This window comes from Actinomadura sp. NPDC048032 (genome assembly GCF_040653175.1).
GTDB lineage: Bacteria > Actinomycetota > Actinomycetes > Streptosporangiales > Streptosporangiaceae > Spirillospora > Spirillospora verrucosospora.
On the sequence record NZ_JBEZJP010000572.1, the window covers coordinates 1 to 4,035 of the forward strand.

4 protein-coding genes are annotated in these 4,035 nt (G+C 70.2%); 1 reads left to right on the forward strand and 3 read right to left on the reverse strand.

All coding sequences use genetic code 11. The features are described from left to right. Window positions 1-1,494: LamG-like jellyroll fold domain-containing protein (locus tag AB0C69_RS39110; protein WP_360361219.1), on the reverse strand; the 1,494-nt coding region annotated here is incomplete at its 3' end. A 383-nt stretch (window positions 1,495-1,877) separates the two neighbouring features. Between AB0C69_RS39110 and AB0C69_RS39115 the strand changes: the two genes are divergently transcribed. Further along, entirely contained in the window at window positions 1,878-2,291 is a 414-nt protein-coding gene (locus tag AB0C69_RS39115; RefSeq protein WP_360361222.1) for a hypothetical protein, read from the forward strand. Between the two features lie 196 nt (window positions 2,292-2,487). On the opposite strand, the gene AB0C69_RS39120 is transcribed toward AB0C69_RS39115, so the two are convergent. Together AB0C69_RS39120 and AB0C69_RS39125 are read right to left on the reverse strand one after the other, a co-directional pair. Next, window positions 2,488-3,519: a hypothetical protein gene (locus tag AB0C69_RS39120; RefSeq protein ID WP_360361224.1), complete on the reverse strand. Its 1,032-nt coding sequence runs from the start codon at window positions 3,517-3,519 to the stop codon at window positions 2,488-2,490. 169 nt (window positions 3,520-3,688) lie between these two features. Next, complete coding sequence (locus tag AB0C69_RS39125; protein ID WP_360361227.1) at window positions 3,689-3,922, reverse strand: hypothetical protein; 234 nt, start codon at window positions 3,920-3,922, stop codon at window positions 3,689-3,691. Window positions 3,923-4,035: the final 113 nt, after the last annotated feature.

A 4,035-nucleotide genomic window follows, 5' to 3' on the forward strand; every position in this document is an offset into this window, starting at 1 on the left:
GAACCGCAGGATGCCCTCCGGCAGCCCGAGGGCCCGGCCGATTTCCAGCGGACCCGTCGCGCGCACCAGCCTGCGGCACGACCGGGTGGCCGACAGTTCCCCGTTCACGTAGAGCCGCAACTGCCGCGCCTTCAAGTCGTACACCGCGGCGAGGTGCGTCCATGTGCCGGCCTTCGGCCGCTCCCGGCTGAAGACGGTCTGGTCGCCGTCGGCCCACCCGGTGGCCTGGTTCGGGACCAGGATCGCCCACCTTCCCTTGTCGGAGTCGTAGCTGAGCAGGAAGACGTCGAAGTCGCCGTGGTGCACGCTGAGCACGGTGCCCCAGCCGTCGCCGGCGTCGAGCCGAACCCAGGCGGTGACGGTGAAGTCCAGATCCGTGCGGAACACCGCGTTCTGGGCTGTGGTGTGGGCGGTGCCGTCGAGCAGCAGCGCCTGCCCGCTGGGTGCGGCGATCCGACTCGCCCGGCCGGCCGTTCTCAGCGGATGGCGGCCTTCGGAGTCCGCGGCGAGGCCGTTCCCGGGATCGTCGAACCGCCACCAGGCCACCGGCTCGGCCGCCGGGGCCGCCGGGGCCGCGAGCGGCGGCGCCGCGGAGCCGCTCAGAAGGAGCAGCATGGCGGCCGACAGCGCGACCGCGTATCGCCGGATCCGGTTGCGCGGCCTGCTCGCGAGCGCTCTCGGCTGTGGTCGAACCGGCCTGGTGTCGACCAGGAGGAAGGTCTGCGCGGGGGGCATGGCGTGGACCGGCGACCCGTCACCGGCCAGGCGGTCGTAGGCCGCCAGCCATTGCGCTGCCTCCGTCACGGCTTGTTCGGGGCCGAGGCAGGCGCGGACGAATGCTTCGACGGTTTCTCGTCGTGGCAGGGTGTCGCCGGTGAGGGCTTGGGCGATGGTGCTGCGCGGCAGCGTGTCGCCTGCCGCCTCCGCCCGCCGCTCCAGCTGCCGGTAGGAGAACCCCGAGCGCCGCTTCAGATGGCGCAGGGCGTCCATCAACTCTTCGGCGTCGCGAATCCGAGGTGGTCGGGGGCCGATCGGGGGTCTGCCGTGCGACCGAGAGCGACGCTGCGACTTGGGCCGGTCCGGATGTGAGCGGTGATCGCCAGTGCCGGTTCCGAGGGTGGACCGGGGCGATGCCCCCAAGTCGTTGCCCTCGGCCAGCCTGTCGTACGCGGCCAGCCACTGCGGGGCTCCCGTCATGGCTTGTTCGGGGCCGAGGCAGGCGCGGACGAATGCTTCGACGGTTTCTCGTCGTGGCAGGGTGTCGCCGGTGAGGGCTTGGGCGATGGTGCTGCGCGGCAGCGTGTCGCCCGCCGCCTCCGCCCGCCGCTCCAGCTGCCGGTAGGAGAATCCCGACAGCTGCTTAAGGCGACGCAGAGACGAAACGAACTCTCCGCCGGACCGCATGTCCTCCGGAAGAAAAATCTCCTGCGCCATGTTCCCCCTGCCGCCCGAATGGCACCCGCCGCCTATGCAAAGAATGATGGCCGCAGTCAAAGATCTCTGACAAGGGCGATTTCGGCCGGGTAACGCTGCGTCGCCGGATCGTGTCCACAGGTGATCATTGTCGATGTCCGGGAACCGGTGCCGTCCGACCGGCCGTCCGGCGCTGTCCGGGACACCGCTCTTCTCCCTTTGTGCAGGCCACACCTGGTGTCCCGGACGAAAATCCCCTTGTGGCGCAGCCGCCTCCGAAGCACGTTGCTGATGGACGCGGAAGGGCGCGTCCAGGCTCGTCCACGGTGAGGAAAGGAGGTCTCTTCGGCTGGCCTGCGTACGCCGACAAATGCTTCGAGTGACGGATTTCAGCCCTTTACTCGGAGGCGGTGCGACCGGCCGGCCTTCAGAAGATTCGCCGCACAGTCGAAAAGGAGACGAAGATGGCAGCTTTCCGCACGAACAAGATCACCCGGCTCGGTCTGACGACCGTCGCCGCCATCGGCCTCGGCGTGGGCGCGGCCGCCTCGCCGGTGCAGGCGGCGCAGACCGCTCCCGCGCGACCCGCCGTCGCGGGGCCCAACTGCGGCTGGACTCCCGCCACCAACGGCAGCGGGTCCATGCGCACCGACAAGCCGATGAAACTGCGGGAGGGCCCGTCGGCCACCTGCGACACCATCGGGTGGACCTCCATGCCCACGAACCAGAAGCTGTGGGCCCGGTGCAAGTTCGTCAACGACGCGGGGAACACCTGGTACTACGTCCGTCCGGAGCCGCCGGCGGGGGAGTACTGGGACCCGGGCTGGATCTACTCCGGGAACGTCACCGGCGTCCCCTCGGGGATCCCCAAGTGCTGAGCACGTCCTAGGGGCGCGCACGATCTGATCCGTTGATCGGATCGCGACCGCCGGCGGGGGTCGCCCACCACGGGCGGCTCCCGTCGGCGTCGTCGGCTTCCACCGCGTTGAACTCGTACACGGCCTCCGTGCACGCAACCCCAGCGCGGTGTGTCCTCGGTGATGGGCCCCTCAGCGGCCCTCACTAATCCGAGTGCTAGGAGCCGTTGAGGGCCGCCGGGTCATCCTCTCCTTGCCTTCCCACTCCCCAGATGCCGCCGGGCACGGCGGCCAGGTCGTACACCGCGGTCCCGGCGGGAATCGTCACGGGCTCCCATTGGCCGCCGCTGTAGCGGTACGGGGGCTTCTCTGGCGGCGCGGACGCCTCCGGCGCGACCCAGGGGGTCCCGGACGCGTCCACGGTCAGGTCGCCGAGGTCGGGGTACCCGGCCGGGGGCGCGATGTAGGTCCATGCGGTGCCGTTCCAGTGCGCCAAGCGCTTGGCCGTGATGCCCCAGACGTCGTTCGCGGCGACCGGGACGACCTTGCGGAACCAGTCGTTGACCGCGGGCGGCGGGACGTTCTTCCAGACCGCGCCGTCGAAGTGCGCGGCGGCGGGCACCTGCTGCACGCCGTCCTTGTAACCGACCGCCCATGCGTCGGACGAGTTGAGCGCCTGGAGGTCGGCGACGTAGTCGAGCCCGGGCACGTCGACAGCGGTCCAGGTGTCGCCGGTGCGCTTGAACAGCCCGTTCCCGGACTCCAAGTCCCAGGTGCCGGCGAAGGTGCCCGCCGGGCCGGTGGCGAGCATGGTGACGTACTTGGCCGGAACCGCGACCTTCTGGAACGCCGAGCCGTCGAAGCGTGCCACGTAGGTGCTCCACCTCCCGCCGGCGCCGAGTCCGCCGGCGATCCAGGTCTCACCCGCGCCCGAGGCGACTTGCGCGATCTCGCCCTGGCCCGTCCAGCCGTTGATCGGATACTCCTTCCACGACGAGCCCGCCCAGCGCCGCACGACCGGGTTCCCGTCGTTGTACACGGGGCACAGATCGCCCCAGTGCAGGCAGTACTTGCCCTGCACGCCGCCGACCCAGACTCCGCCCGCGCCGTCGGCGGTGACGTCGTGGAGCCGCGCCGTCGGCCACAGGAAAGGCAGGGAGACCGGACGCAGCTCGGGGGTGGCCGCGACGGCGGGTACGGGAAGAGACGCGATGGCGACGGCGATGCCGGCCGCGATGGCACGTTTCATGCGAGCACTATCCAACGAATTCCAAAAAAACACCAGTGTCTACTGGAACGGTCGGCCCGGTCGCATGCGGACAAAGAAGCGCCGCCCTCGCCGGCTCCTCAATGGGCACCCTCACAGTCCGATCACCGTTCTCCACAACGCCCTGCGGCATGGCCGGCCCGATCCGCGGTCACTGCTCCTGCCCTGGGCTGCTTGCCGCGTGGTCCACCGGCGCGTCCAGCCACTCCTGGACGACGGTGAGGTCTTCCTCGGAGAACACCGTCTCGCTGGAGTCGATGCGCTTCAGGACGCTGCGTACGAACGCCTCGCCGATCTCCTCCGCGGTCGGCGGGGGGTCGCGGTAGAGCGGGGAACCGCCTCTAGAGGCGCCGTTCATGACGAACCCGATGTGCTGGCGGCTCACCCGCAGGCCCCCGTCCGCGAGCCTGTCCCGCGACCAGACCGGTCACGTGCAACGGGACCGCCGGCTGGAGACGGTGAACCAAGTCCCGGAGTCTAGAGAGTACGCGAGACCCC

Bases quoted from the DNA above. Each gene is read 5' to 3' on its own strand.
- AB0C69_RS39115 (WP_360361222.1), top strand. From the start codon at position 1,878: ATGGCAGCTTTCCGCACGAACAAGATCACCCGGCTCGGTCTGACGACC.
- AB0C69_RS39120 (WP_360361224.1), bottom strand. From the start codon at position 3,519: ATGAAACGTGCCATCGCGGCCGGCATCGCCGTCGCCATCGCGTCTCTT.